This is a genomic window from Tigheibacillus halophilus, assembly GCF_042683165.1.
GTDB classification, from domain to species: Bacteria; Bacillota; Bacilli; order Bacillales; family Amphibacillaceae; genus Tigheibacillus; species Tigheibacillus halophilus.
On sequence record NZ_JBHUIZ010000012.1, the window covers coordinates 90,874 to 114,864 of the forward strand.

The 23,991-nt window shown below is 41.9% G+C and carries 20 protein-coding genes; 16 read left to right on the forward strand and 4 right to left on the reverse strand.

From position 1 onward, the window contains the following. The first annotated feature begins 103 nt into the window (after window positions 1–103). On the forward strand, window positions 104–1,372 hold the full coding sequence (locus ACFSMW_RS11680) for an MFS transporter (protein ID WP_390355819.1): 1,269 nt from the start codon (window positions 104–106) through the stop codon (window positions 1,370–1,372). Window positions 1,373–1,706: 334 nt separating this feature from the next. On the opposite strand, the gene ACFSMW_RS11685 is transcribed toward ACFSMW_RS11680, so the two are convergent. Continuing rightward, on the reverse strand, window positions 1,707–2,465 hold the full coding sequence (locus ACFSMW_RS11685; protein WP_390355821.1) for an SDR family oxidoreductase: 759 nt from the start codon (window positions 2,463–2,465) through the stop codon (window positions 1,707–1,709). A gap of 139 nt (window positions 2,466–2,604) precedes the next feature. Here ACFSMW_RS11685 and ACFSMW_RS11690 point away from each other — a divergent pair, with 139 nt between their 5' ends. The 5 genes from ACFSMW_RS11690 to nikR all read left to right on the forward strand — a co-directional run bounded on the left by ACFSMW_RS11690 (window position 2,605) and on the right by nikR (window position 8,915). After that, window positions 2,605–3,171, forward strand: coding sequence for a TetR/AcrR family transcriptional regulator (locus ACFSMW_RS11690; RefSeq protein WP_390355823.1), 567 nt, complete (start codon window positions 2,605–2,607; stop codon window positions 3,169–3,171). 175 nt (window positions 3,172–3,346) lie between these two features. Further along, a complete protein-coding gene (locus tag ACFSMW_RS11695) occupies window positions 3,347–3,916 on the forward strand; it encodes a DUF4256 domain-containing protein (RefSeq protein WP_390355825.1) in 570 nt (189 codons plus the stop codon). A 129-nt stretch (window positions 3,917–4,045) separates the two neighbouring features. Continuing rightward, window positions 4,046–4,468 (forward strand): DUF1801 domain-containing protein, encoded by a 423-nt coding sequence (locus ACFSMW_RS11700; RefSeq protein WP_390355827.1) that lies wholly within the window; start codon window positions 4,046–4,048, stop codon window positions 4,466–4,468. Window positions 4,469–4,840: 372 nt separating this feature from the next. Further along, window positions 4,841–8,251 (forward strand): beta-N-acetylglucosaminidase domain-containing protein, encoded by a 3,411-nt coding sequence (locus tag ACFSMW_RS11705; RefSeq protein ID WP_390355829.1) that lies wholly within the window; start codon window positions 4,841–4,843, stop codon window positions 8,249–8,251. Window positions 8,252–8,495: 244 nt separating this feature from the next. After that, on the forward strand, window positions 8,496–8,915 hold the full coding sequence (gene nikR, locus ACFSMW_RS11710; protein ID WP_390355831.1) for a nickel-responsive transcriptional regulator NikR: 420 nt from the start codon (window positions 8,496–8,498) through the stop codon (window positions 8,913–8,915). A 106-nt stretch (window positions 8,916–9,021) separates the two neighbouring features. Here the strand turns inward: nikR and ACFSMW_RS11715 are convergent, their stop codons facing one another. Together ACFSMW_RS11715 and ACFSMW_RS11720 are read right to left on the reverse strand one after the other, a co-directional pair. Next, window positions 9,022–9,498, reverse strand: coding sequence for a GNAT family N-acetyltransferase (locus tag ACFSMW_RS11715; protein WP_390355833.1), 477 nt, complete (start codon window positions 9,496–9,498; stop codon window positions 9,022–9,024). A 248-nt stretch (window positions 9,499–9,746) separates the two neighbouring features. Further along, entirely contained in the window at window positions 9,747–10,517 is a 771-nt protein-coding gene (locus ACFSMW_RS11720) for a divergent polysaccharide deacetylase family protein (protein WP_390355835.1), read from the reverse strand. A gap of 191 nt (window positions 10,518–10,708) precedes the next feature. On the opposite strand from ACFSMW_RS11720, the gene ACFSMW_RS11725 reads away from it, so the two are divergent. The 3 genes from ACFSMW_RS11725 to ACFSMW_RS11735 are packed head-to-tail and all read left to right on the forward strand — an operon-like array spanning window position 10,709 to window position 14,341. Beyond that, window positions 10,709–13,027 carry a xanthine dehydrogenase family protein molybdopterin-binding subunit gene (locus ACFSMW_RS11725; RefSeq protein WP_390355837.1) on the forward strand — a complete coding sequence of 773 codons (2,319 nt, stop codon included), beginning with the start codon at window positions 10,709–10,711 and terminating at the stop codon, window positions 13,025–13,027. Beyond that, complete coding sequence (locus ACFSMW_RS11730; RefSeq protein ID WP_390355839.1) at window positions 13,024–13,896, forward strand: FAD binding domain-containing protein; 873 nt, start codon at window positions 13,024–13,026, stop codon at window positions 13,894–13,896. The genes ACFSMW_RS11725 and ACFSMW_RS11730 overlap by 4 nt, the downstream gene beginning before the upstream one ends. Continuing rightward, window positions 13,868–14,341, forward strand: coding sequence for a (2Fe-2S)-binding protein (locus ACFSMW_RS11735; RefSeq protein ID WP_390355841.1), 474 nt, complete (start codon window positions 13,868–13,870; stop codon window positions 14,339–14,341). The genes ACFSMW_RS11730 and ACFSMW_RS11735 overlap by 29 nt, the downstream gene beginning before the upstream one ends. Before the next feature lie 41 nt (window positions 14,342–14,382). On the opposite strand, the gene ACFSMW_RS11740 is transcribed toward ACFSMW_RS11735, so the two are convergent. Continuing rightward, entirely contained in the window at window positions 14,383–15,420 is a 1,038-nt protein-coding gene (locus ACFSMW_RS11740; RefSeq protein WP_390355843.1) for a YkvI family membrane protein, read from the reverse strand. 209 nt (window positions 15,421–15,629) lie between these two features. On the opposite strand from ACFSMW_RS11740, the gene ACFSMW_RS11745 reads away from it, so the two are divergent. From ACFSMW_RS11745 to ACFSMW_RS11775, 7 genes are all read left to right on the forward strand, one after another. Next, a complete protein-coding gene (locus tag ACFSMW_RS11745) occupies window positions 15,630–16,091 on the forward strand; it encodes a MarR family winged helix-turn-helix transcriptional regulator (RefSeq protein ID WP_390355845.1) in 462 nt (153 codons plus the stop codon). Further along, window positions 16,088–18,022 (forward strand): FUSC family protein, encoded by a 1,935-nt coding sequence (locus ACFSMW_RS11750; RefSeq protein WP_390355847.1) that lies wholly within the window; start codon window positions 16,088–16,090, stop codon window positions 18,020–18,022. The genes ACFSMW_RS11745 and ACFSMW_RS11750 overlap by 4 nt, the downstream gene beginning before the upstream one ends. Window positions 18,023–18,246: 224 nt before the next feature. Continuing rightward, window positions 18,247–19,074 carry an alpha/beta fold hydrolase gene (locus ACFSMW_RS11755; protein WP_390355849.1) on the forward strand — a complete coding sequence of 276 codons (828 nt, stop codon included), beginning with the start codon at window positions 18,247–18,249 and terminating at the stop codon, window positions 19,072–19,074. Window positions 19,075–19,558: 484 nt separating this feature from the next. Beyond that, window positions 19,559–20,497, forward strand: a complete 939-nt coding sequence (locus tag ACFSMW_RS11760; RefSeq protein ID WP_390355851.1) for a ring-cleaving dioxygenase — start codon at window positions 19,559–19,561, stop codon at window positions 20,495–20,497. A 232-nt stretch (window positions 20,498–20,729) separates the two neighbouring features. Next, a complete protein-coding gene (locus ACFSMW_RS11765; RefSeq protein ID WP_390355852.1) occupies window positions 20,730–21,056 on the forward strand; it encodes an ArsR/SmtB family transcription factor in 327 nt (108 codons plus the stop codon). A gap of 107 nt (window positions 21,057–21,163) precedes the next feature. Further along, a complete protein-coding gene (locus ACFSMW_RS11770; RefSeq protein WP_390355853.1) occupies window positions 21,164–22,117 on the forward strand; it encodes a cation diffusion facilitator family transporter in 954 nt (317 codons plus the stop codon). A gap of 427 nt (window positions 22,118–22,544) precedes the next feature. Further along, window positions 22,545–23,939 (forward strand): purine-cytosine permease family protein, encoded by a 1,395-nt coding sequence (locus tag ACFSMW_RS11775; protein ID WP_390356423.1) that lies wholly within the window; start codon window positions 22,545–22,547, stop codon window positions 23,937–23,939. Window positions 23,940–23,991 lie beyond the last annotated feature (52 nt).

Below are 23,991 nucleotides of genomic sequence, written 5' to 3' on the forward strand. Positions count from 1 at the left end.
AGTTTATTTGAAAAAAACGTTGTGATTAAAAATTTTCAGGCATATATGCAAGATATAAAGAAAGCTGCGGATCTTGCACATGAAATGGAAAGGAGACGTTAAATTGAGGTCTTGGGGAAAAATTTATTTTGGTTGGTATCTGGTCGCAACAGCTGCAATCATCACCCTCCTCACCAACGGATTACGTTTGGGAATCGGTCCTTTTGAAAAACCGATTCTTTCAGATTTGGCGATGTCTCGTACGGAATTTTCAATGATTGTGGCCATAGGGATGCTTGTTTACGGAGCTGGGATGCCAATCGCAGGATGGCTATTAAAACGGTTCAACACACGATCTATTCTTTTAGCTGGCTTGGTTCTTACATGCATTGCAGTTGTATGGACGATAGCTTCCAAAAATGTAATATCATTTTTACTTTCCTTTGGCGTTTTACTGTCGCTGGGACTCTCCTTCATGAGTCCTGTGACTATGACACCGATCATCAGCAAATGGTTTGTCCGTAAAAGGGGCCAGGCACTTTTCTATATGACAACCGGAGCAATGGCAGGTATCGCAGTTGTCACACCGCTTGAGACTGCTCTCATTCATTCTATTGGTTGGCACTACACCTTGTTGTTTTTTGGCTTTCTCTTTCTTGTGCTCGTCATTCCGTCGGCGGTGTTTATTATGCGTGAAGCACCATCAGAAGAAAATTCAGGCACGAGTAACCAGGATGCCGGCAAATTGAAAAAAAACCTACAGACAAAATCAACAATTACATGGGCAGACGCTTTGAAAACGAAATCCTACTGGCAGATTGTAGTTGGGCTGTTTGCCTGCGGATTCAGTATGAACCTTCTTGGTTCACATGCCGTACCGATGCTGACAGATCACCATTTTTCCCCAACCACTGCTTCTTTTGGGGTCGGTCTAATTGGCTTTACAGCCATCTTCAGTACGCTGGCGTTAGGGACGATCGCGGACAGGTATCCCCGGAGAAAGATCCTGGGTATGATCTATGTAGTACGCGGATTTGGTTTTCTTGGTTTAGTGTTCGCTATTACTCCTTGGCAGCTTTATATTGTAGCAATCATTGGAGGACTGGTATGGGCAGGTTCAACTGCAACGGCTTCTGCAATCCTCGGTGATTTGTACGGCGTACAACTGGTCGGAATTCTATATGGGTGGGCATATTTTGGACATCAAATCGGGGGAGCTGTTGGCAGCTTTTTAGGGGGATGGGGTTATGAAACGTTCGGCACACATATTGTTTCATTCGGTGTCACCACCATCTTGCTAATCGTGGCCGGCCTCGTTTCTTTCCGATTGCCTGCAAGTTTGTCTGTGCCCAGTATGTCGTTGAACCACAGGGAATTGCGAGCAAAAGGATAAACTATCTGTATAATTGGAGTTTATGCCAAATATAAAGAGATAAAGGGAATCCCAGAAGCCCCAGCATTCCAGGTGAATTCCATTCAAGACATTGGTGGACGTGGGCAACTAGCTCTTCTGAATGCCAAGAAAGCCGGATTCCGCACATTTGCTAAGGCTATTTTGTCCAAATTAGAAAATCATGAGATGCTCCTTGCTATTGGAGGGTATTGTAAAGACTTTTAGGGGGAGATAAATAATTATTATGCCTCTTATAACAAAAGGAGTCTGAACTACCATCCGCCTATTGGCGAAAGGTAGTTCATTGTGCATGTAGAGGTGAACTAAACCGTAGTTAATAAGCCGTCCAACCGCCATCTGCGGCAATAACCTGTCCATTTACAAAACTTGCTTCTTCGGAGGCTAAAAAGATGGCCAATTGTGCAATTTCCTCTGGTTCTCCAGCCCTTGGATTAATCCCCATACCCAATGCTTGACGACTTGCCCCAAATTCACTCAAATTCGCCATGGAAGAGCCAATGTTTGTTTTGACCGCTCCAGGAGCGATACCATTACAGCGAATGCTTTTGTCTGCATACATAAATGCGGTGTTTTTCGTTAAGCCTACAACAGCATGTTTGGAAGCTGTGTACGCAGCACCGGCACGCGCACCGTATAGCCCGCCAGCAGAAATGTTGTTGACAATTGTACCGTAACCCTGCTCTAAGAATAGGTTGACTGCAATTCGCATTGATTTCATTACGGCTGTAGTATTGACAGAAAAAACTTTTTCCCAACGTTCGTCTGAAATTTCACCGACAGGTTCCATACCATCCATGATGCCTGCGTTATTCACAAGAATGTCTAATTTCCCAAAAACTTTTTTTGTTTCAGCAACTAGTTGTTGCAGCTCTTCCTCTGAAGCTACATTTGTCTGGATAGCAAAGGCTGCCGCACCTGAAGCTTTTATACCGTCCGCTACGGCCTGAGCACCTTCTAAATTTAAATCCGATACAACAACTTTTGCACCTTCTTTTGCATAGCCTTCTGCAATCGCTTTACCCATGCCAGAGGCTGCCCCAGTGACAATTGCTACCTTGTCTTTTAATCTCATTTAAAAACCCTCCCTTTTTATTGTACAGTTGTTCAATAAAAATTATAATAATATAAATAGAGACTTACAATAAGCAAAAAAACAGTATATGTTCATTAAACAACATGGAGTATGAAATATGTCCAATAAGAGGTGAAAAATGACACGCACAGATTTGCGCATTGTGAAAACAAAAGAAGCATTGCATCAAACTTTATTAGCTTTACTAAATGAAAAAATGCTAGAGGAAATTACAATTTCAGAACTTTGCAGAAAGGCAAAAGTGAATCGAGGCACGTTTTATTTGCACTATCAACAAATAGAGGATTTATTTGAGGAGTATTTTAAAGAGATCACAGAAGATTTAGCACGTTCTTATCAAGAGCCATATCGCCATGTTTCAGTCTTAAAAACGGATGAATTGAACCCTGCAACGATTCGAATCTTTCATCATATCGAAAAATATAAGCCTTTTTATCGTATTATTTTTTCAAAAAGAGTCCCTTTAATGTATTATTATTTATTATTTGAAGAAATAAGCCACTTATTACTTCACGATCAAGAGTCCTTCGTTCAAGGAGGAATTAACCAACAGCTATATTGCGCCTATCAAGCGAACGCCATTATCGGTATGATCATTCATTGGTATGAAAATGATTTTTCCTATAGTGCAAGCTATTTAAATCATCAGCTTGTTGAAATTCTCAATATGAAAATAAATAATTAGTCTGCTTCTATCAAGGGAGAGCGAATTACCATTGATAAATCTGTTTAATTCTTGGATAAAAAGAAAAAATGATGTCATGATCTTTTGGGGTTAGCGGCAGAAAACGATTATATATAAGGTGCACTTTCGTATATACTTAAACCATTAGGAGTGAAAACGGAGGGAACAAACTCATATGACAAATAGCAATAAAAAAGCGTTGTCATTAGAACAACGTGAAGCATTACTCACAGTATTGAAAACTCGTTTTGAGACAAACATGAACCGTCATGAAGGACTTGAATGGGCTAACGTTCAAGCAAAGCTGGATGCGGATAATGAAAAACTATGGTCGCTCCATGAAATGGAAAGAACAGGTGGTGAACCAGATGTTGTGGGTCATGATAATAACCTGGATGTATATATTTTTTATGACTGTTCACCGGAAAGCCCCAAAGGCCGCAGAAGTGTTTGCTATGACCGGGAAGGACTGGATTCAAGAAAAAAACATAAACCAGAAAACAACGCTGTCGACATGGCGGCTGCTATGGGTATTGCAATTTTGACAGAAGAACAATATCGGGCATTGCAGAGATTTGGTAATTTCGATATGAAAACGTCAAGCTGGGTGCAAACACCTTCCGATATAAGAGCGCTCGGGGGTGCGTTGTTTTGTGACTATCGCTACGGGCATGTTTTCGCGTACCACAATGGTGCGTCTTCGTACTATGCCTCCAGAGGCTTCCGCGGCCTGCTGCAAGTATGAAATGAACTGACTTTACAGGAGAATGGTTCAACCGTGAGGGAACTATTCTTTTCTTTGAAAGTCATATTGCTTATATCATGGCGGAATGGGATAAAACACAAATAAATTTACTTTAAAAGGGGTTGAATGATGTATAAACTAAAAACCAAAGAAACGGACAGCAGTGTCATTGCGTTTATTGAAAGTGTAGATAATCAGGGGAAGCGCGAAGATGCTTATACATTATTAGACATTTTCGCTGAGACAACAGGTTATGAAGCTAAAATGTGGGGGACAAGTATCATAGGATTTGGAAAATATCATTATAAATATGCATCAGGTCATGAAGGAGACGCGCCCTTAGTTGGTTTTTCACCTAGAAAAGCTAAAATCAGTTTATATTTTGCAACTGGGGATCCCCAACGAGAGAAATTATTAAAGGATTTTGGAAAACACACAACTGGAAAATCTTGTGTATATATTAATAAGGTAGCAGATATTCAGGTTGATGTATTAAAGTCGTTCATCAAAGAATCTGTAGTGTTTTTGAAGAAAACCTACCCGGATGAATAGGCCTTTTCTATTACATTCGAAACTGCACCTATATGTTGACTGCGCTTCCAAAAGTGTTGACATTAAATTACAGCGATGATAGGATTGAATTATCGGAATATTCGACTGCATGTTACTGGTGTGACCAGGCATGGCGGTAATGGATGGATGAAAAATTGCCAATCCATTTATCGCCATGCCTTTTATATTTATAAATAAAAGATCGTTAGCAAGAACAAGCAGTAAGGTCACAGCCAAAAACGTGGTTCAAGTAACGGACTGTTCATGGAGAACTGCCGTTATTCCTACAGGAGGGGGTGAAATGAAACCGTTGTCAACGATTGTTTTTCTAACGATCACATTTTTATAAAAAGGAGAGGGAGAATAAAGTTGATGAAAAAACGATCATTGTTTTATTTAACGATTATAGCCATCATGTTATTGAGCACCATCTCAAGCGTTTTTGCTCCCGTTGCAGATGCTAAAGGTAAAAGCCCTATGAAAAAGTACGAAATATATCCAACACCACATAGTGTGAAGTATGGCAAAGGGATGCTTTCTCTTCAAAAGGGAGTGCAAGTTATTTATGATGACACCATTGATGAAGTAACCAAAAGAAAAGTAGCAAAGATATTTACAGATAATGGTTTAGAGGCTCCACCTGCTGTGAAGGAGCCGTCAAAAGATAAAATTAATTTGATGATTGGCACGAAAGGGTCTCATGGTCCAGTGGATACGTTTGCTGCCAAACATGTGGACAGCCAAGGGATGGATTATGACAAAATCGATGCCTATCAATTAGAAGTCCAAAAAAATAATATCGTGATTTTGGGAAAGGATACGGATGCCAGTTTTTTCGGGGCGGTCACATTAGGAGATATTTTGTCCCAAAGCCCGCAAAAAGTAATTCGACATGTAAGTATTAAAGACTTTGCAAACACGAAAGTCAGAGGATTTATTGAAGGTTACTATGGTATTCCCTGGAGCAATGAAGATCGCATGTCTTTAATGAAGTTTGGCGGAAACTTTAAAATGAATTCATACGTCTTTGCGCCGAAGGATGATCCGTACCACAGGGAAAATTGGGAAAAGCTGTACCCAAAAGAAAAATTGGAAGAAATAAGAGAAATGGCTGAAGTTGGCAAAGAAACGAAAACACAATTTATCTGGACAATTTCTCCGTTAGGCGATGTAGCTGAGCTTGCAAGAAAAGAAGGCCAGGATGCCGCCATGGCAGTTCTCGAAGAAAATACTGAAAAAATGCTTGCCAAATTTGATCAGTTGTACGATGTTGGCGTACGCCAATTCGGGGTCTTAGGGGACGATGTAGGCAACCTTCCACTCGATTATGTCGTTCAATTAATGGATGCAGTCTCTGAATGGGCTGATGAAAAAGGGGACGTACGAGACACACTCTATACCCCTGCAAGCTATAATTCAGGTTGGGCGTGGAATCCGGAAGAATTAAATGCATATGAGAAAGGATTCGCCAACAATATCCATATTCTCTGGACAGGATCGACGACCTGTGCACCGGTTGTTCAAAGTACAATAGATGTCTTCAAGAATAAAAGCAATGATGGCGTAGAAAGAAGAGACCCGTTGTTTTGGCTGAACTGGCCAGTAAATGATGTGGATATGTCAAGGGTCTTCCTGGGTAAAGGGGAAATGCTCGAACCTGGCATCAAGAATCTCGCTGGGGTTGTAACCAATCCAATGCAAGAGGCTGAGGCATCGAAGACATCCCTTTTTGCCATTGCTGATTATACTTGGAATACGGAGGATTTTGATGCGCAGACAAGCTGGGAGGACAGCTTTAACTATATTGAACCAGATGCTTCAGAGGAGTACCACGAACTCGCAAAGCATATGTCTGATGCAGATCCGGATGGTTTGAAATTATCGGAAAGTGAAGATATCAAAGAACTCTTGGATGTGGTAACGGAAAAAGTGAATGACGGGAAATCTTTAAAAGAAGTTGCCCCGCAAGCAATTGCAGAGCTGCAAAAAATCTCCGGCGCAGCAGATGGATTTTTGGCTAAAACAAAAAATAAAAAACTGAAAGAAGAATTGGAACCGTTCGTGAGAGCTTTACGAGATATGGTCCTTGCAGATATCGATTGGATGAATGCAGCTCTTGCTATAGAAGCAGGGAATAAAGCGGAAGCTTGGAACATGATTTCCAAAGCACAGTCGCTGCGGAAGAAAAGTTTGAACTATGATCGGCCGCTAATAGACGGATCAATGAAAGCAAAGCCAGCTCAAAAGAGGCTGCAGCCATTTACGGATAACCTAGAGGAGAAAGTGATACAACAAGCTGAAAAATTATTTAACGTTGGCACAGCAGACTCCAAGGCACACCTGTTTACCAATGCAGCTGATTATGAAGAACTGCCTGTAACTGAGAAGCCTGCTGTTACATCTATTGATGGTACTGCTGAAGTGAAATTGGCCAGAAACGAATATATTGGTTTAAAGCTAAGCCGGATAAAAGATTTAAACAGCATTAAGACAACGGCAGTTGATGGACTGACACTCCAAACATCACTGAACGGCATCGAGTGGGAAACTGTCCAAAACCAAAACAAGCCTTCTGACGCACGATATGTCCGACTGATCAACAAAACATCCAGCTCTCTTGATTTTGTGTTAGACTCGTTTAGAGTGGAATCGAATGAGGTAGAGCCAAAATCAGTGGAAGATAAAAATGTGGAGTTTCATGAGTCATCGCCATTGAATGTATTAGATGGTGACTTATCCACATATATTTGGTTTAACAAGGCGCAAACAAAAGGGCAGTTTATTACTTATAATCTGGGACAGACGATTGACCTTACCCGTTTGAAATTGTATGTTAAGAAGAATGAAGGTGATTTCCCACGCCATGCAGTTGTTGAATCCTCAATGGATGGCGAGAAATGGAATACAGTGATGACCCTTGGCAATCAAGAAGGACCAAACGAGGGGGAAGCAAGCGATGAAGACAGTATCGAGGATGTCTTTAATAAATTGGAAGGTGAATACCGTACAAAAGAAGTAACAGATATTGGACAAGAGGCTAGATTTTTACGGTTTAAAGTAACCCGGACGAAACAGGGTACAGGCAATTGGCTTAGAATGCAAGAAATTGAAATCAATGGTGGGGCGTTTTTGCCAGAAGTCAATGACCCTACTATCACCACGACTTCAAATGTAAAGGCAGGCTACGATATTGGGAATGTTGCAGATGGCAAACTGGATACGAAGTTTTCGTCTGCAGATGAAAAAGCCGGTGAGATACACTATCATGTGGGCGAAGCAGGTACTAGCGTAACTGGAATCACACTTTTGGCAGACCCATCGCATATTTCCAACAGCAAGGTTTCAGTTCGGACATTACATGGCTGGAAAGAACTTGGAACGATGAAATCGGGGTATACATTTTTTGAGACAAAGGGAATGGACGCCGTATTAGCGTTGAAAATAGCGTGGGCTGACGGAAAAGCGCCTGAGCTTTATGAGGTTAAAATTGATAAAGTGGAAGACAGTGGAAATGTTGAATCGACTATTATGGCAATTCAATCACTGGTGGATCAATACACGGATGAAGGAAAAATTGCGAATAGCCGTGATGCACAAGTGTTGCAAACACATTTGTCTTCGATCGACCATTATGTGGAAGCAGCGTCATTGGAAAAAGCAGTTAAACATATGAATGGGTTTAAACAATTGGTTAGCAATTACCAGGAAAATGGCAAAATGGATAAGGAATCTGCAAAAACATTGGTAAAGCATGCAAATCATCTGATTGAAGCGTGGCAATAGCATGCAAGAACGGGACTTCCCTGGCTGCCTGGGGGAGTCTTTTTTTGAGCCCGATATGTTGGTGATGTTTATTCTATTGTGCTAAGCGGTAGGCTGCTGAAACGAGAGGTTATTGGGAGGCGAGAACCGAATTTGTTCCTGGCTCTCTTTTTTCTCGTTTTCTGTTCCCATTCTTTGCAAGCAATGGTACGATTGCATAAACGCTTGCTATTCAATTGAACAATCATAATCGGGGGGAGTTTTTTTGCAGGATAATAGCTTAAGAAGGTTTGGTGTGGCGATGGAAGGGGATTTACTGCGGCGATTTGACAGCTTTGTACAACAAAAAGGTTATGTCAATCGGTCCGAAGCCATTCGCGATCTTGTCAGAGATGCTTTGCTCAGACACGTATGGGACGAAGACGAGCAAATTGCAGCTGGCAGTATTCTTTTATTCTACAATCATCACCGCAGGAATCTGATGGAGGAATTGACCAATATCCAACATGAAATGCACGACCAGATAATGGCTACGACCCACTTTCATCTGGACAACGATCATTGTCTGGAAATGATTATTGTAAAGGGAAAACCGAACGAAATACAACGACTGAGTAATCAGTTGACAAGTTTAAAAGGGGTGGACTATGGACGTTTGACTTTAGCCCCGCTCAATAGTATTTAGTAGATTAAAAGTTCGATTCATTTCATTGAAATCGAGCTTTTTTACAAAGAAAAAACCAGGATGTGGCCAGCACTTCAATGTGAGTAAGGATGGTTTTCCTTAGTTACTAACGTAAGTCTTTTAAATACCAGGCGTCCATAGCTGAATGGTCAGAGCCTGCTATTGGTTCATGCAAAAGTGTAAATCCGAATTTTTCGTACAGCATACACGCATTTTTCAATTCATGCTGGGTCTCCAAGTAGCAAGATGTATAATATTTGGAAGCAAAAGATAAAGCCGTTTCCATCAATTTCTTTGCATACCCTAAACCCTGCACATGAGGGTTTAAATATAGCTTTTGCAACTCGCAAATCTGCTCGTGCTCGTTGAATGGTGCTATACCGATTCCGCCAACGACTTCACCATCCGATACCGCAACCCAATAATTTGCATGCTTTACATGATTATAATATTGATAGAGCTCGTTCAGTTGCGGATCGAAATAGGCTGTACCGGGGATTGCCAACCCAAGTGAAGCCAGTGAGTCTTGTATGATCATCTTTATCTTAGCATTGTCTTCTTTTTGAATTTGTCGAATAATCATATGAGATTTCTCCCTTCATGAATATGCCAAAAATGTAAAGTCGGTAAGCTGAATGAAAACCCTTCCTGCTGTGGAGTGGCCTGCATAATACGGAGTTTAATAACGAGGAGGGGGGGTACTCTGAATTATACTCAAAACCATACCTTCCCGCAAATAAACGGATAGCCCAGAAGTTATTAAGTACGCAGTGGATTTTGTATGTTTTAAAAGACTCCGGCAGTCTCTCCCTTTGCTTTGCCGCTCCCCAGTTAAAGCCTTTTATCCAGTAATCTGTATTGCCGAACCAATTCAGATAGTGAAACGATGTTAGCAACCCTTTCATATTTCGGAATGTATTTTGTCAATATGCTATACGTCATCAGCCCGGATACTCCCACATGTCCAATAGCTATAAGCTGGTCTGTATTTGATAAGTTTCGTTCCACTAAATCAGCTTGTTTGGTTATATGCTGAACGGAATACACATCATCAAAAAAAACGTTGTTCTCTAACACAGGAACGCCGATTTCTTTCGCCAATTCAGGGACGACGCTATTTCCGGTAGTTTTACTATCCAGGTAAAATAAACCGTGCTCTTTGCACACCTCTAAAATAATCCTCATAATCCGCTTGTCTTCCATGACTTTGGAACCCATATGATTGTTCATGCCAATTGCGTGCGGGACATTTTTAACAGCATTTTCTGTCCGCTTGCGAATTTCTTCATTACTTAAATCAGAAGTGATTGCTCCTGGCCCTAACCAACTTTTTTTACCGGATTTTGGTTCCATAGGCAAGTGGATGATGACATCATGCCCCTTTTTATACGCCTGGTTGGCATCCTCTTTTGTAGTAGGCATAAAAGGCATCACAGCTATTGTTAAATGGAAGGGCAGGTCAAGTATTTCTTTTGTTCCTTTCATGTTGTTGCCGAAATCATCAATGACAATCGCCAGGTTTTTATCAACGGGAGCGGCAAACGTTATAGAAGGTTGTATCACTAGAAGCGTTAATAACATAAAGGCAGTTAAGTTTTTCATTACAGCACCTCCTGGAATTATAGTGCGGAGAAAAGAGATATTTATGCTATAAAAGGGCGACGTGTACTATCCGGCAATAAGTCGGAATTGATAATTCATCATCTCTTTTTTGGCTGAAGAAGTGCGTATAATCTATCGTTTGTTGGTTAATATAAGGATAAAATTCTATTATTTGGAAGGGATAATGAACCATGATTGGGAGAAGCTTGCCAAGGAAAGAAGGTAATAATAAGGTCACTGGTGCAGCGAAGTATACCTCTGATTTCTCAGCCGTCGGGCAGCTACATGCTAAACTGATTACAAGTCCTCATGCGCATGCAAACATAAAGTCTATCGATACTTCCGGAGCAAGGCAATGTCCAGGTGTCCGGGCAGTGATTACTGGACAGGATTGTCCTATTTTAACGGGTTCAGCAATCGAGGATAGACCTATCTTAGCAATAGATAAGGTACGCTATTTTGGTGAGCCGGTTGCTGCCATTGTTGCCGATTCAGAATATGAGGCTCAACATGCCAGCGACTATATAAAAGTGGAATATGAACTTTTGCCAATCATTCATTCAGCAAAGGAAGCGATAGCGGGAAAACGTCCCCTCGTTCATGACCAGTTGGTGCATTATAAACGTGCGAAAGAAGTAAGACCAGATCCCAAGCGTAACGTAGCGAATCACGTGAAGGTCCGTAAAGGGGATATCTTTGCAGGGCGCGAAAAGTGTGAATGTTCCATTGAAACAAACGTATTCATCCCTCAATCTGACCATGCTGCTATGGAGACACGCGCTGTCCAGGTAGAAATTTTACCTAATAAAGAAGTACATATTTATTCATCGAGCCAGGCCCCGTTTATGATCAAACAGGTTATAAGCAAATATTTTATGTTGAATGAAAACGATGTGGTTGTGCATACTCCTTTAGTCGGCGGAGCTTTCGGGGGAAAGGCAGCCGTCCAGCTTGAGCTGATTGCGTATGCAGCTTCCAAAGCTGTGGGAGGAAAACTGGTTAAACTTACGAATACAAGAGAAGATGACATGGTCAGTTCTCCTGTACATATTGGTATGAATGCAAAGGTCCTGTTAGGTGCTACACGTAAAGGAGAGCTTATTAGGGCAGAAATTCAGTTTTTATTTGATGCAGGAGCTTATGTGGATGAATCATCTGATATTACGACAACTGCAGCCCTAAACTGTACCGGTCCCTACAAGATCGATTATGTCTGGTGTGATTCCTATTGTGTGTATACGAATCACCCATACGCCACATCATTTCGCGGCTACGGTCATGGCGAGTTGACATTTGCAATGGAGCGTGCACTGGATGTATTAGCAGAAAAATTGGAAATGGATCCAGTAGAATTACGCAAAAAAAATACAATTAAACCTGGGAATACGACACCAACCCAAGCACTGCTGACCAAAAGCAATATTGGCAATACTGCAAAATGCCTGGAGCGGGTCAAAGAATTAATTAATTGGCAAGAAGGTCGGACAATCAAGGTGTCAGACCGTATCATCAAGGCAAAGGGAGTCAGCTGCTTATGGAAAACCTCCATGTCGCCAACCAATGCGTCATCGGGAGCGGTCATTACTTTCAATAAAGACGGCAGTATGAATTTGAATGTAGGCGTGGTGGAAATCGGACAGGGGACCAAAACAGCGCTAACGCAGCTGCTTGCTGAAAGCATGAAAGTGGACGAAAGTAAAATACATATCATGATGGACATAGATACACAAACAAGTCCAAGACACTGGAAGACTGTGGCAAGTACTGGATTATACATGGCCGGAAATGCTGTGTTGGAGGCAGCAGAAGATGTGAAGCGACAACTGAAAGACAATGCTGCGTATGCATTGCGATGTAAGCCGGAGGACTTGGATGTGGGAGGAGCCCATGTATACTTGAAAAGCAATCCGGAAATCAATGTGAATGTAAAGGATGTGGCAAGCGGGTACAAATACGAAAATGGGAACGCTGCGGGACGGCTGGTTATCGGGCATGGCGGCTTTGTAATGAACCACCTGACTAAAATCAACCAACAGACTGGCGAAGGTGTGCCTGGTCCTTCCTGGACCGTTGGTGCTCAAGCTGTAGAGGTGGCATTCGATACGAAAACGTTCTTTTACAAGATCACCAAAGCCGTCTCTGTAATCGATGCCGGCAAAATAATTAATCCTAGAGGGGCTCGCGGACAAGTTACCGGTGCAATGAGCATGGGCCTGAGCTGGGCCAGCCGGGAAGGATTTTCATTTGATGAGCTGGGGCATGTCAAAAATAAGCAATTTCGTACCTATAAGACACTTCGTTTTGATGAAAATCCTACATATGTTGTGGAATTTTTGGGTACGCCCCAGCTGGATGGTCCGTATGGTGCCAGGGGGCTGGGAGAGCATGGAATTATTGGCATGCCTGCTGCACTGGCTAACAGTTTATCAGCCGCGGCAGGTGTTCCGCTTAATCAGTTGCCAATCGTCCCCGAATTGATCTGGAAACAGAAAAGAGGAGGAGTCATTTGAAATCAGCAGGCTTCGAGTACTATCGTGCCCATACTATTTCTGAAGCGATTGAGATGTTCGCAATGTTAGAAAGCGAAGGAAAATCTCCTCTTTTTTTTAACGGCGGAACAGAAATCATAACGATGAGACGAATCAATGTCCGCTATACAGATGCTAGGGCGGTCATAGATATCAAGGGAATTCCCGAATGCGCTTATACCGGGTTTCAACGTGATCGGTTCGTAATTGGAGCATCTGTATCGCTCGCCCGATTGGAAGAAACGATTGCATTTCCACTGTTGGCCAAAAACAGCAGCCGGATCGCTGACCATACTTCCAGAGAAAAAATCACCATAGGGGGGAATATTTGTGGGAATATCCAGTACAAAGAGGCAGTGCTGCCGTTATTGTTAACGGATTGCGAGCTTATGATCGCAAACAAATCCGGCGTGGATATTCTGCCGATCCATCAAGTATTTGACCAACAAATAAATCTTGCCCCTGGGTCGTTCATTACCCAGATTCTAGTGCCTGAACAGTTTCTTGAAGCGCCCTTCGTCAGTAAAAAAATAACCAGGATGGATCGTATCGGTTATCCATTGGTAACGGTTTCAGCTTTAAAGGCGGGGAACTGGTTACGTGTTGCGTTTAGCGGCGTTTGTGGATTTCCGTTCCGACATACTGGTCTCGAAGTAGCGTTGAATGACCAACGACAGTCTGTAAAGCAACGAATTGCAACGGCGGTCAATCAGCTGCCTGCACCGGTATTGGACGATCTGGAAGGCTCCGCTTCATACCGTCTTTTTGTCTTACGAAATGTACTGGAAGAAACATTGATTGAATTGGAAGGGAATGAAAGGCATGGAACAATCAGTCGAATTGACGATTAATCAGGAAAACAAAAGGGCGTATGTTAGACCGATGAATACGTTATTGCAAACGTTGAGAGAAGGTTTCGGGCTTACTGGAGCTAAACCTGGATGTGAAAATGGCGATTGCGGGGCATGCACCGTTCTTGTAGATGGGAGACCGATGAAATCATGTCTCATGTTAGCGATGGAAGCAGCCGGACGGCAAATAACCACCATTGAAGCCTTCAAAGACACCCCTGTCCAAAAAGCATTTCTGGAAAAATGCGCTTTTCAATGCGGTTACTGCACATCCGGCTTTATCATGAACTGTGAAGCGCTCGCCTTGAACTATCCCAATGCGACTGAATATCAAGTGAAAAACTGGCTTCAATCCAACATTTGCCGCTGCACTGGTTATGAGGAAATAAAGGAAGCAATCATGGAAGTATTGCACATGCAAGCAGGCAAAGATGTTTCCAATTGAGCGCAAGCAGGCATCTACTACACAATGAATGCCTGTCGGATTCATTTACTGGGAATTTTTTTCATGAGTAACACGCCTAGAAAGCATAATCCAAGATAACCAAATAGCGGATACAAAACTGTGAGCAACTGTCCATATCCAATCTGGCTGATGAAAAAGATGGCCGATAATATCATACATACAGCAGTCTTGTACGGCAGCTGGAAACTGGCTGTGAGCTGACGGGTTATTCCATACACATTAGCAACGACGGTATTAAATATTTCTCCATAAATCGTCAACAAAAATAATATGTGAATCATACTGCCGAACTGTTTCACAATTTCTGCCATAGGAATTTCGAAAGCAAAACTTTCCGGGTGGGCAGATAATGAAAAATGACTAATCAATAAAATGACACACAGCCCCATTCCTCCTAAAAACCCGCCCCATCTTAGTATGCGCTCATCCTTTATTTCTTTTCCCAGAGGTACAAGTACGACTAGTGCAGTGATCATGTTGAAGGATGCATAAGTGAATGGCGAAACAGCCCAAAGCACACGGCCAGGGAATCGATTAAAAAGAATGGATTCAAATAACTGGGGCTTCCCATCAAATATGAAGACAAATACAAACAAACTGAAAAGAATAATCAAGGGAACAATGTAAGCGTTGATAGCAAATAACCCCTTCAGTCCATTCATGACGACAGGATAACAAAGCAAAAGGGTCAAAAGGATTCCCGCTTGAAATGGCAGCCCAAGTTGTTCATGAAAGAGAGCTCCCGCACCGGATAACATAACCGATGTTACGGATACCACAATGATGAATATAGTTACATTCAGCCATTTTCCCCACTTTCTGCCAAATAAATATTCATTAAATTCTTTATAGGAATACAGTTGCATGCGCGCAGAAATAATCATTATTTTTGTGCCGAACAGAATGAACAAAAGGCAGCTGCAGATGATTGCCAATGCCCCTGCTGAACCGAAATGACTGAAAAAGGTAACGATTTCCTTCCCGGTAGCCAGACCAGCTCCAACAACGGTGCCTATGTATGTCGCTGCGACAAGCAGTATCGATATCCACTGTTTCATTCTTTGCTCCTCCTCTCTACCATATGTATGATAACGACAAGGAGAAAAGACAAGCTTTTTTGGGTAGGAATGCTAAATTGTATCCCCTTTTTCCATAAGGTTGACAACTATGGCAGGCTTGTTTATAATTGTTGTCATGTCAATAGTTATCATGATAAGTATATGTGTATAGATTTTATAATGACGAAAAGACAGATTGGAGATATTTTATGAATGAGTCGCTTGATGATACATTGGGCTTTGCCATCGCACAAACTGGAAGAAATCTTAATCACTTGATGTTTGCGCTCTTAAAACCCTTCGATATCACACCGGAACAATGGGTGGTGCTTAAGCGGTTGGGAGAACATAACGAAATTTCCCAAAAGGATTTAGCCAGTATTTCCCAAAAAAATCAAACCACATTGACAAGAATTCTAGATCTGCTAATAGGCAAGGGGTTAGTCCAAAAAAAGATGAGTAAAGACGACAGGCGCTCCTTTTTAATTGAACAAACAGTACAAGGCAGGAGACTGCAACAAGAAATCGCGCCCGTGGTAGAAGATATTTACCAGGGTATGATGAATCGTATTCCGGAAGATCAGTTCACCACGTTTAAACAAGTCCTTTCCCAGATTAATCAGGGAATTGATGAAGCTTTTCAAACAAAACGAGGTGCACAAAAAGAATGACCCGGCAAACCATTTCCAACCAATTGAATACGATTTATACCGCTTTTAAACAAGCCTTTGAAATCAAAAGGAACCCTTTTCCGTGGGTAAAAGCACTAAGTGCCGGAATAGCTTTTAGTTTGCCTGTATTCGTTGGTTTGTTATGCGAGAATATGGCATATGGACTGCTGGCTTGCATGGGGGCCTTTACCTATTTGTATGTATTTGATCTTCCTTACGTACAAAGGGCGAAAAAGATTTTCTTCGTGATGTGGGGGATAGCTCTTTCCGTTGTTTTGGGAACACTTTTAGCCCCATATCAGCTTATTGCTGCGATTTTTATGGGCTTGATCGGCACTATCTCTGTTTTTATTTTTGGTGCTTTAAAATATACTGGACCATCTGCTATTTTCTTTGTGTTGACTTTTGCGATGGCTTCTGGGATGCCTGTTGACCCATCACTTGCTCCACTGCGGGGAGGGCTTGCTTTATTAGGTGGCGCATTGTCCTGGGTAATTTGTATGTTAGGCTGGTTCGTTCATCCTCATGGGCCGGAAACAAATGCGATAAAAAAAGTGTACACCGAATTGGCAAGATTTCTGGATGCGATTGGAACGCGCAACTTGCAAACGGAGAGGCAAAGAATGGTCCTGACGATGAAGCAGGCGGATAATACGCTTTTGGCTGGCTACTCTCCCAAGCATGTCACAAATGAATATAAACGGCTGGTCCTGCTGTATGAACGGGCGAATACTATATTTTTGCGGGGACTGGAATTTTCCGCGAACAGGAATGAGCCTTTGCCGCCTGAATTGGGACAGTCAGTCAGAGCTTTAGCGAATACGATCGGGTCAGGAAGAAAGAATGAAGCTGTTATCTTCCAGCCGAAAGATGCCGATGAAGTAATCGCAGATTTATTTACTACAATTTATGATGCCGATGCCGTCATCAATGAACCGATTGGCAGGATTCGTCAAGAAGTCCAAATTCTAAAGCCATCATTAAGATCCGTTTTAATAGGTGCCTTTGACAAGCATTCACTGACTTTCCTTTCCTCTATACGGTACGGAATTGTATTGACATTTGCTGCAATAGTGGCTTATTCTTTTGATTTCAGCCGATCTTATTGGGTGCCGTTATCTTGTGCTGCAGTTATGTCAGGCATGACTACTGTTGCAACCTTTCATCGAACTGTCCAAAGAACATTTGGAACAATCATCGGCCTTTTGATTGCAAGTCTGATTCTTGCTTCTGTGCACAACGGCTTGATGATTGTTTTATTCATTTTGGTTTTAACATTCATCACAGAGCTTTTTATCGTGCGAAACTACGGGGTTGCAGCAATATTCTTTACTTCATCCGCTTTAATCATGGCGGAGTATGCGACACAAATACATGATTTTTCTTTCTTTGCCACAGCGAGACTGGCGGATATTCTTGCAGGAAGCTTAATCGGGTTGGCTGGGACGTTAATCGGAAGGCGCTCCGTATCAAATCTGCTTGATCATTTGATTGCCAAAACGCTCCGCAGCCAGGGGCAGTTTTTCTTGGTGTTGTTCTCTGGCAATCAAAATAGCGGAAGATTGAGGGAAAGTAAAGAAGGAAGAAAGATGCATACCAATATCACCAACCTCATGACAGGGTACGATACTGCATGCGGGGAGCTTTTTGTTAACAAAACAAATTTGGAATCCTTGTGGCCAGTCATATTCTCCATTGAGCAGCTTGGATACTACCTTCATGCCAGCTTGAAATACCATGAACGACCTGTTTTAACGGAAACGCAGCTAGCTGGATTCATGTATGTTTTTCATATGATGGCGGCTGAAATTGATAATCATGATGCCCCGCGGGATAAGACAGTACCTGTCATCAAAGGCTTCTCCAATATTCGTAATGAGATTTTAAGCCTTCAGGAAGCTCTCCAATTTCATGGTAAAATATCGCTATAAAATGAGCTGGTTTCGCAAACTATGTTACCTGGAATGAAGGGCAGCGATTCCCGAGGGAAAAGCATGCGCCTTGAGACACCATAGTGAACATTTTTTGTGAGCGAGGAGACTTCAGACATGCGTCCACCTGTAGTGAAAGGCAACGGCGTTATAATAGCTTGTATATATCAGAATGGATAGGCTGAAAAGCAATGCCTAAATATACTATACGAGGAGTACCTGTAATGATGATAATCAAGGAAGAAAAGAACATGGTTTTTAAGGAGATGGGCAAAGAGAGGTTGAAAGCTGATGTCTACTTTCCAGCTGAAAAGGGGAAATACCCAGGTGTTATTCTCATTCATGGCGGTGCGTGGTTGCAAGGATATAAGGAAATGTACTCGGAATGGGCTCCTTATCTTGCTAAACAGGGCTATGTAACCATGGCTTTCGATTACCGTTTATCCACACCTGGGATAGCTGCATATCCGCAGGCTGTTCACGACGTGAATTCAGCTATTCAATTTTTCGTTCGTCATGCAGAAGAATGGCAAATTGATCGGGATAATATTGTGCTCATTGGCGATTCTGCCGGAGCACATCTTGCAACCCATACAGCTATTGATAGCCAAAGTGAACCTTCTTATCATATTGCATCCACAATTGGTATTTATGGAGTCTATGATTTACCAGCTTGGCAAAGGCATACCAAACTAGTAAGAGATAATGATCCTGTCCATCAATTTTTAGGCGTATCATTCGATGAAAAACCGGAATTATATAAATCAGCCTCCCCTTATAGCAAAATAAAGGAATTAAAAGAGCCTTTTGATACCAGCTTTTTTATTATATGGGGGGATGAAGATGAAGTTGTGCCTGCCCGCCAGTCTGAGGAGTTTTCTGTATTACTGGATCAGAAAGGATTCGACACGCAAACACTTATCATTCCGGGTAAAGGACATTATTGGTTTAATCTTTTCGAAGGGATGGAAGGTGGTTCATTAAAAGATGACCCAAACCCCCTCGTCATTCCAAACATTCAGCACTATTTGAGGATGAAATTAAAAAATTAAAACCGGATTGAATTAGCATATTGTAGTTCCTTCGAACGATTTCTTATATTGCCTTCAAGGGATACCATTTCCTTGAAGGCAATACATGATGAGGCACCCATGGACATCCAATATGGTCATAGCTTTATCTGCATCTTTAACGATTTGAAGTTTTACCTATCAGAGTCTTCGTATTGTTGTCCGATTCTGTGTCGGTGAAGCACATTTGAAAAGGATGAAAAATGGCAAGTTGACATTTTGTAAAAATGATTATATAATTATCTCGAATTCGAGGTAATTTGTTTGAGTAAATATCTTTCTTCTCTCAAAGTACCACTCTTTTGTCTGTATGATGTACCAGCCCAGGCTTTTAAAATAGTGCTTCACCACATGACAAGAAATAATTTTGGACAATTACTTCGAATTCGTAATAAATTCATATGAATTTATTACAGCAAGACAATATCACATCATTAATCAGCTATTTGGAAAGGAGCGAAATGAAGTGGAAAAACAAACAAACGGAATCCATCATATTAGTGCGATTGTGGGACATCCACAAGAAAATGTAGATTTTTATGCTGGTGTTTTAGGCTTACGCTTAGTGAAACGAACGATAAATTTCGACGATCCTGGCACTTACCACTTGTACTTTGGCGATGAGGGAGGAGAACCTGGGACGATCATTACTTTTTTCCCATGGGCAGGCGCCCGTCAAGGCGTTATTGGTGATGGCCAGGTTGGTGTCACCTCATATGCTGTACCGAAAGGAGCTATGGCATTTTGGGAAAAAAGATTGGAAAAGTTCCATGTTCTCTTCACGAAAACAAAACGCTTTGATGAGGAATATCTGGCATTTGATGATCCGCATGGCCTTCATTTGGAAATTGTTGAAAGAGGAGCGGGTGCAATCAATACCTGGACTTTTGGCGGAGTGAAACCGGAAGTGGCCATCAAAGGATTTGGAGGTGCAACATTATATTCATCCCGTCCGGATAAAACGGCCGATCTGTTGGAGAATGTAATGGGTCTTGAACGTCTGCGAAAAGAAGGAGATCTCATCCGTTTCCAATCTTCAGGTGATATTGGAAATATCATTGATCTTAGAGCAGTGCCGGCTGAAAGAGGCAGAATGGGTGTCGGTACAGTCCATCATATCGCATGGAGGGCGGCGGATGACAGTGACCAGTTGGAATGGCAGCAGCATATTGCAGCAAATGGTTACGGCGTAACGCCAGTACGGGACAGAAATTATTTTAATGCTGTTTATTTCCGGGAGCATGGGGAAATCCTTTTTGAAATTGCTACCGATCCCCCTGGTTTCGCACATGATGAATCTGCAGAGACAATGGGAGAGCAGTTGATGCTTCCTGCACAGTATGAACAACATAGAGAGCAATTGAAGCGCACGTTGATACCAATACAAGTAAGAGAATTAAACTGACTTACGAAAGCAAACCTCCCATGTAGCTTTTGGCTTGTTTCGAGTCGGCAAAAATGAATATTACTACAACGAAGAGCTGATCAATAACTTTGATTGGCTTTTTTTTTGACCGCAGGCATATGCTGCATCGTGGCAGATGAAATAAATTGTAACAAAAGTGTTTATATGTTAATATGCTCATATAAGTGGTATAGTCGTTAAAAATTTCAAATATGATAAGGGAGGGATAGTTTTGGAAGGGGAACAATTTGAAAGTGATACTGTCAGGCAAGAGTTGGATGAAGAAACGTTATTTGTGGTGTCGCAGACTTTCAAAGCATTAGGAGATCCAACAAGAATCCGTATTCTTCACTTGCTTTTCCATAAAGAGTGTTCTGTGAATGAGATTGCGGAGACTTTAGAACTTCGCCAGTCGACCGTATCCCATCAATTACGTTTCCTGAAGAACCTGCGGCTTGTAAAATATCGTCGTGAAGGAACAACACTGTATTATTCTCATGATGACGAGCATGTGATGCTCATACTGAAACAAGTGATTGATCATGCTTGCCATAGCTAGTAACGTATAGGGTGGATCTATTTTATGATTTTCTATTTAAATGGTGGTATACATCATATATTCATATGTGCGCATATAAGTATTTAATGATATAGGAGGTGTAACATATGGGACATGATCATCATGGCCATCACCATACACATGGTGCGAATAAAAAGGCGCTCATGATCAGTTTTATCATCATTACAGGATACATGATCGTAGAAGTAATCGGGGGATTAGTCACCAACAGCTTGGCCCTTTTATCTGATGCGGGCCATATGCTAAGTGATTCCATATCGCTTTTGGCTGGTTTGCTGGCATTTACGTTGGGTGAGCGGATTGCTAACTATGCAAAGACCTATGGATATAAACGGTTTGAAATACTAGCGGCTATTTTTAACGGAGTGACGCTGCTGATTGTTTCGATATATATCTTTTTTGAAGCGTTTCAACGACTGAATAATCCTCCTGAAGTGGCTTCAACGGGCATGTTGATTATTGCGTTTATCGGTCTGTTAGTGAATGTTGTAGTTGCATGGATATTGATGCGGGGAGGAGACACGAAAGAAAATCTGAATCTGCGTGCAGCTTATTTGCATGTTTTAGGGGACTTATTAGGATCGATCGGTGCAATTGTCGCCGCGCTGCTCATATTCTTCTTCAATTGGGGGTGGGCAGATACATTGGCAAGCGTGATCGTGGCCTTGCTTGTATTGACGAGCGGATGGCGCGTGACACGTGATGCTGTTCATGTATTGATGGAAGGTACTCCTGCTAATGTGGATATGGATGATATCATACAAACATTGAAGCATACACGAGGAGTTGAAGGTATACACGACTTACACGTATGGAGTATTACGAGCGGGCAAAATGCGCTTTCCTGCCATATTTCTGTGGATGGTGACTTGACGGTAGAAAAAAGCCAGATACTCCTTCGTACTATCGAACATGAATTAGCTCATAAAGGAATAGGCCATGTCACGATTCAATTGGAAACCGAAAAACATCCCCACGGAAATTCGCTTATGTGTCAAATGGATACTGCTGTAGCAACGCATCGGGCTCATATGCATTAACTGAGCCGATTTGCGGGAAAGCCGATTGGTTTTGTTAAAACTAATCGGCTATTTGCCATGCGAGCCAAAGTATTTATGGATGAAGCATCCAGTTGTAAAGCAAATTTGGTTGGAAACAAGGGAGGGAGCGGGGGCTCATTGAAAAAGTTTGTTTGTGATAATCTGAACACTGAACCATGGTGTTGGGAGCAATGTAATAAGTGAAAGGCTTAGGGAGGACTCGGAAGGACTATAACGATAGGCCTCGTATTCAGCAGAAAAAACGATATTTTTCACGGTTAGAATGGAATTTAAGCTAAATAACGCATTTGAAAAACAGTGGTTATTACTGCTATAGTAGGTTGTGTAGATTGTAATCAGGATTGTGAATTATTTTACAAATTATGGGGGGACTATATGAAACTATTAGTTCGAGGAGTTGATTGATATCAAATCAAATAATGTTGATAATGTTGAGAACAAGGGACAAAAAGACGATTACTCATTGGAAAGAGTCCCAAGAAATAAAAGGAACATGGGCTGGATAAGTATTACGAACATCACTTTTGGTATCGCAACAGCAATCTTCTATTTCCAATTAGGCAGCGTGATGGCATTACAATTCGGTGCGATCAACGCCATTATTTCGGCAGTATACGCTATTGTTGTCGCTGGTATACTGGGGACGTTCATTGCATATCTATCGGCTAAAACCGGTATGAATGTCAACCTATTATCCCGTGGCGGTGGGTTTGGCTATATCGGAGCATCACTTACCTCACTTATCTACGCATCCAATTTCATTATGTATTGCGCTTTTGAAGGTATGATCCTGGTATTCGCAGTACATGAATTCTTCCCTTCTATACCAAAATCGGTATTCATTATTATCTTTGGCTCCATTGTTATACCACTTAACTGGTTTGGAATAAAACAGCTGGATAAATTACAAAAGTGGTCACTGCCATTATTCGTCATATTCTTGGGAGCAGCCATCATCGTTTCGTTGTACAAGACGCCTATTTACGAAGGGAATTTTTTGACTTATATGCCTGAAGGGGTCAAAGTCGGCGGTTCTGCCTTGCTTCTATGTATTGGAATGCAGCACGGAATCATGGGATTGACTGCCCTGTTGGCTTCAGACTACGCCAGATTCTTAAAGCCCAAAGATATGAAAGGCACCATCGCAATCGGTTTCATTCCGCAAATATTTTGCTATGGCGTGATGGGCGGGCTTGGAATATGGTTTGGTGTTTTGCTTGCTCAGCCGAATCCCGGTGTGTATATTGTGCAGCTCCTTGGTATCGGGGGAGCTTTGTTTACGTTGCTGACACAGATAAGGATTAATGTTACAAATATTTACAGCAGCTCATTGTCGCTATCCAATTTCTTTGAAAATGTAATGAATTTCAGACCAGGGCGCCGCTTTTGGGTTGTTGCTGCTGGGGTAACTGCCATGGTATTAATGCTTGGCGGAATCGTCGACCATCTGGACACTGCGTTAACATTTCAAGGTGTTTTTCTCCTGTCATGGGCAGCGGTTTTAGTCACCGATGCGTTAGTAGTGAAAAAGTTATGCAAAATAGGACCTGCTTATTATGAAGCGAGGCAGAGCAATTTGCATAAATGGAATCCGGTCGGTGTTGTTTCATTAATTATTGCTAGTGTATTGGGAACAATTGCTGCATTAGGTTATATGGGTGCCTTTTTACAAAATACCGCTGCCATTTTTGCGGCCATATTAGCGGCAATCCTGACGGTAGTCATCGCTTTTATAACCAAAGGTGCTTATTATACACGGTACCAGGTGGATGATATCCCCAAAGAAGATTATATTGCATAGGAGGAAACAATTTTCCTGGAAAATATCACTATATATGTCCGCTCTTTATATA

Bases quoted from the DNA above. Each gene is read 5' to 3' on its own strand.
- ACFSMW_RS11750 (WP_390355847.1), top strand. From the start codon at position 16,088: ATGACCCGGCAAACCATTTCCAACCAATTGAATACGATTTATACCGCT.
- ACFSMW_RS11690 (WP_390355823.1), top strand. From the start codon at position 2,605: ATGACACGCACAGATTTGCGCATTGTGAAAACAAAAGAAGCATTGCAT.
- ACFSMW_RS11740 (WP_390355843.1), bottom strand. From the start codon at position 15,420: ATGAAACAGTGGATATCGATACTGCTTGTCGCAGCGACATACATAGGC.
- ACFSMW_RS11770 (WP_390355853.1), top strand. From the start codon at position 21,164: ATGGGACATGATCATCATGGCCATCACCATACACATGGTGCGAATAAA.
- ACFSMW_RS11755 (WP_390355849.1), top strand. From the start codon at position 18,247: ATGATGATAATCAAGGAAGAAAAGAACATGGTTTTTAAGGAGATGGGC.
- ACFSMW_RS11745 (WP_390355845.1), top strand. From the start codon at position 15,630: ATGAATGAGTCGCTTGATGATACATTGGGCTTTGCCATCGCACAAACT.
- ACFSMW_RS11705 (WP_390355829.1), top strand. From the start codon at position 4,841: ATGAAAAAACGATCATTGTTTTATTTAACGATTATAGCCATCATGTTA.
- ACFSMW_RS11715 (WP_390355833.1), bottom strand. From the start codon at position 9,498: ATGATTATTCGACAAATTCAAAAAGAAGACAATGCTAAGATAAAGATG.
- ACFSMW_RS11720 (WP_390355835.1), bottom strand. From the start codon at position 10,517: ATGAAAAACTTAACTGCCTTTATGTTATTAACGCTTCTAGTGATACAA.
- ACFSMW_RS11695 (WP_390355825.1), top strand. From the start codon at position 3,347: ATGACAAATAGCAATAAAAAAGCGTTGTCATTAGAACAACGTGAAGCA.
- ACFSMW_RS11735 (WP_390355841.1), top strand. From the start codon at position 13,868: ATGGAACAATCAGTCGAATTGACGATTAATCAGGAAAACAAAAGGGCG.
- ACFSMW_RS11685 (WP_390355821.1), bottom strand. From the start codon at position 2,465: ATGAGATTAAAAGACAAGGTAGCAATTGTCACTGGGGCAGCCTCTGGC.
- ACFSMW_RS11725 (WP_390355837.1), top strand. From the start codon at position 10,709: ATGATTGGGAGAAGCTTGCCAAGGAAAGAAGGTAATAATAAGGTCACT.
- ACFSMW_RS11700 (WP_390355827.1), top strand. From the start codon at position 4,046: ATGTATAAACTAAAAACCAAAGAAACGGACAGCAGTGTCATTGCGTTT.